This is a genomic window from Parvibaculum sp. (genome assembly GCF_035511255.1).
In the GTDB taxonomy this organism is placed as follows: domain Bacteria; phylum Pseudomonadota; class Alphaproteobacteria; order Parvibaculales; family Parvibaculaceae; genus Parvibaculum.
In genome coordinates this window covers 1-3,889 of sequence record NZ_DATKFR010000243.1, presented here as the reverse complement: position 1 = coordinate 3,889, position 3,889 = coordinate 1, and the positions used below count along the sequence as shown (strand labels likewise).

General features: G+C 64.2%; 3 protein-coding genes. 2 read left to right on the top strand and 1 reads right to left on the bottom strand.

From position 1 onward, the window contains the following. A partial coding sequence (locus tag VMR03_RS09765) for an AMP-binding protein (protein ID WP_325404662.1) occupies positions 1–1,214 on the bottom strand: 1,214 nt, incomplete at its 3' end. Positions 1,215–1,409: 195 nt separating this feature from the next. Here VMR03_RS09765 and VMR03_RS09760 point away from each other — a divergent pair. Both VMR03_RS09760 and VMR03_RS09755 read left to right on the top strand, forming a co-directional pair. Next, on the top strand, positions 1,410–2,876 hold the full coding sequence (locus tag VMR03_RS09760; protein WP_325404660.1) for an amidase: 1,467 nt from the start codon (positions 1,410–1,412) through the stop codon (positions 2,874–2,876). Positions 2,877–3,088: 212 nt separating this feature from the next. After that, positions 3,089–3,889, top strand: an 801-nt coding sequence (locus VMR03_RS09755) for an aminotransferase class III-fold pyridoxal phosphate-dependent enzyme (RefSeq protein ID WP_325404659.1), incomplete at its 3' end; no start/stop codon positions are given.

Here is a 3,889-nt window from a genome sequence, read left to right as displayed (position 1 = left end):
CCGCCCTCGCCCTTGAGATAGGCGCCGGCGATGGCCGGCCCGCGAACGAGCAGATGGCCGAAGGCCTTGCCGTCCCAGGGAAGCTCGTTGCCATTGTCGTCGGTGATCTTCATTTCGACGCCGAAAGGCGGACGGCCCTGCTTCACCTTGATGTCGAGCTTTTCTTCATGCGAGAGCGTTTCCATGCCGGCCTTGAAGCTGCCCAGCGTGCCGAGCGGCGACATTTCGGTCATGCCCCAGGCGTGCCGCACCTCGACGCCATACTCACGCTCGAAGACGTCGATCATCGAGCGCGGCGCGGCCGAACCGCCGATGACGACGCGCTTCAGATGGTCGATCTTCTTGCCGGTCTTTTCGAGATATTGCAGCAGCATCAACCAGACGGTCGGCACGGCGGCGGTGAAGGTCACTTCTTCCGTCGTCAGCAATTCGCAGATGCTGTCGCCGTCCATCTTCATGCCGGGCATGACGATCTTGGCGCCGCTCATCGGCGCCGAGAAGGTGATGCCCCAGGCATTGGCATGGAACATCGGCACGACCGGCAGCACGCAATCGGTGGATTTGAGACCCATCGCGTCGGCCTGCACCGCGAGCAGCGCGTGCAGCACGTTGGAACGATGCGAATAGAGAACGCCTTTCGGATTGCCCGTCGTGCCCGAGGTGTAGCAGAGACCGCAAGCCGCATTCTCGTCGACCTCGACCCAGTCGAACTTGCCGTCTTCTGCGGCGAGCAGCGTCTCGTAGCAGAGCGCGTTCTTGAGCTTCGTCTGCGGCATGTGCGCCGCGTCGGTCAGGATGATATAGCCCTTCACGTTGGGGCATTGTGCTTCGATCGCCTCGACGATGGGCACGAAGGTCAGGTCGAGCAGGATGTATTTATCGTCTGCGTGATTGATGATGTAGACGAGCTGCTCCGCGAAGAGGCGCGGATTGAGCGTATGGCAGACCGCGCCGAGGCCCATGATGCCATACCAGGCTTCCATGTGGCGGCCGGTATTCCACGCCAGCGTCGCAACGACGTCACCCTCGTTGACGCCCAGCCGGCGGAGCGCCTGCGCCACCTGACGCGCGCGGACCGCCATCTCGCCGTAAGTGGTGCGGACGATCGGCCCTTCGATCGAGCGCGTCACCACCTCGCGGTCGGCGTGAAAACGCGCCGCGTGATCGAGAACGCTCGACACGCGCAACGGCCAATCCTGCATCAATCCCTTCATCGTCTCTCATCCCTGATATGTCGGCGGCCCTGTCCGTCTGGACGTAGCGTTACCGCGCGGATTTTGGGGGCAGTCTAGCGGCTCCCCCAGTCTCCGACAACGCCGCCGAAAATACCGGTTTCGACGCCATTTTATTGCCCAATCGGCGCCCGCGCCCGTTAATCTTCGCCTCATCACGGAGAATTGAGGGACGCCATGACCGATACGACCGAGCTTCATTTCAGATCCGCCACCGAGCTTGCCCGCATGATCCGCGACCGCGAGGTGAGCTCGCGCGAATTGCTCGAGCATTTCATCGCCCGGACGGTCCTTCACGATCCGAAGATCAATGCCATCGTCGCGCGCGACTTCGATGGCGCGCGGGCGAAAGCTCTGGCCGCCGACGAGGCGCTCGCGAAAGGCGAGACCTGGGGGCCGCTTCACGGCCTGCCGATGACCATCAAGGACGCCTATGAGGTGAAGGGCCTGACGACGACCGGCGGTTCGCCCGACTATGCGAACCACGTGCCGACGAAAAGCGCCACCGCCGTCGAGCGCATCGAGGAGGCCGGCGCCGTCATCTTCGGCAAGACCAACGTCCCCTATCTCTCCGGAGACCTGCAGACCTATAACGACGTCTACGGCACCACCAACAATCCCTGGAATCTCGCCTGCGGGCCCGGCGGCTCCTCGGGCGGTTCGGCGGCGGCCCTCGCCGCGGGCCTCACGAGCCTCGAATTCGGCAGCGACATCGGCGGATCGATCCGTACACCCGCGCATCTCTGCGGCGTCTTCGGCCATAAATCGACCTTCGGCATTATCCCGAAGCGCGGCCATGTGAGCCCGCCGCCCGGCGCGCTGCGCGAAGGCGATCTCTCGGTCGCGGGGCCGCTCGGCCGCAGCGCCGCCGATCTCGACCTGCTGCTCGGGATCACGGCAGGGCCCGACTGGCATATGTCGTCCGGCTGGAAGCTCGACCTCCCCGCGCCGCGCGCCCGCTCGCCGAAGGAGCTGCGCGTCGCGGTCTGGATCGAAGACCCCTTCTGCGACATCGACGCGGAGAGCGTGGGCCTTCTCACGAATGCGGCGAAGGCACTTGAGGACGCCGGCGCGAAAGTCGACTGGGTCGCGCGACCCGACTTCACGCTGGCCGAGATCACCGAAGTCTATCTGACGCTTCTTCATTCCGTCGTCGGCGCGAATTTCCCGCCGGCGATCAAGGAGCACTGGATGAAAGCGAAGGCCGCGCTTGCGCCCGACGATAGAAGCCACGCGGCGCTCCAGATGCGCGGCGGCACGATGAGCTATGCCGAGCGCATGCCCTGGGAAGAGAAACAGACGCAGCTCCGCGCGAAATGGGCGGCGTTCTTCAACGATTACGACGTCGTCCTCTCGCCCGTTCTGATGCGCCCCGCCTTCCCGCACGACCAGAGCACGAACTGGCACAAGCGCAAGCTGACGGTGAACGGTCGCGAGCGCGACTATATGGACGTGCTGATCTGGGCAGGCCCCGCCGTCGTCTCCTACCTGCCGGCGACCTCGGCGCCTGTCGGCGTCACGTCGGAAGGCTTGCCGGTCGGCGTCCAGATCATCGGCCCGCATATGGGCGACCGTACGACCATCGCGGTCGCCGGCATGCTCGAGGAAATTCTGGGCGGCTTTCGCGCGCCGCCGGGGTTTTGAGTTTCACCCAACCCAAAGCATCGTCACCCCGGGCTCGGCCCGGGGTCCATCTTTGCCAAAATATGGGAAGCGGGAAAGATGGATGCCGGACCGAGTCCGGCTTGACGATTGGCAAGGCGACTTGGCCGCTTTGACACCCCGGCCCAAGGCTCTCATATTACGCCCCTTCCGGCATTGACCCCCCGAGGGAGCGTCCCCGTGACGACTTATCCATGACGAGTTTGAGCAACGCCGCCGTTCGCGATGTCGAGACGGTGATCCACCCCTACACCAATCTCGACGCTTTCCGCGGCGCAGGCCCGATGATCATCGAACGCGGCGAAGGCATTCACGTCTGGGACGCCGACGGCCGCAAATATATCGAGGGTCTCGCCGGCCTCTGGTGCACCTCGCTCGGCTATAACGAGCCGGAACTGATCGAGGCCGCCAACGAGCAGCTGCGCCAGCTTCCCTTCAGCCACGTCTTCGGCGGCAAGAGCCATGAACGCGCCGCCGACGTCGCCGAGAAGCTGAAGGCGATCGCGCCGCACAAGGCGTCGAAGATTCTCTTCTGCGGCTCCGGCTCGGAAGCCAACGACCAGCAGGTGAAACTCGTCTGGTACTACAACAACGCCAAGGGCCTGACGAAGCGCAAGAAGATCATCTCGCGCATGCGCGGCTATCACGGCGTCACCGTGGCCTCGGCGAGCCTCACCGGCCTTCTGCCGAACCATCGCGACTTCGACCTGCCGCTCTCCTTCGCGCGCCATACCGACTGCCCGCATTATTATCGCTATGCCGAGCCGGGCGAGACCGAGGACGAGTTCACGACGCGTCTTGCCGCCAATCTCGAAAAGATGATCATCGAGGAAGACCCGGAGACGGTCGCCGCCTTCATCGCCGAGCCGATCATGGGCGCCGGCGGCGTCATCATTCCGCCGGAGGGCTATTTCCAGAAGATCCAGGCGGTGACCGACAAATACGGCATCTATTTCATCGCCGACGAAGTCATCTGCGGCTTCGCGCGCACCGGC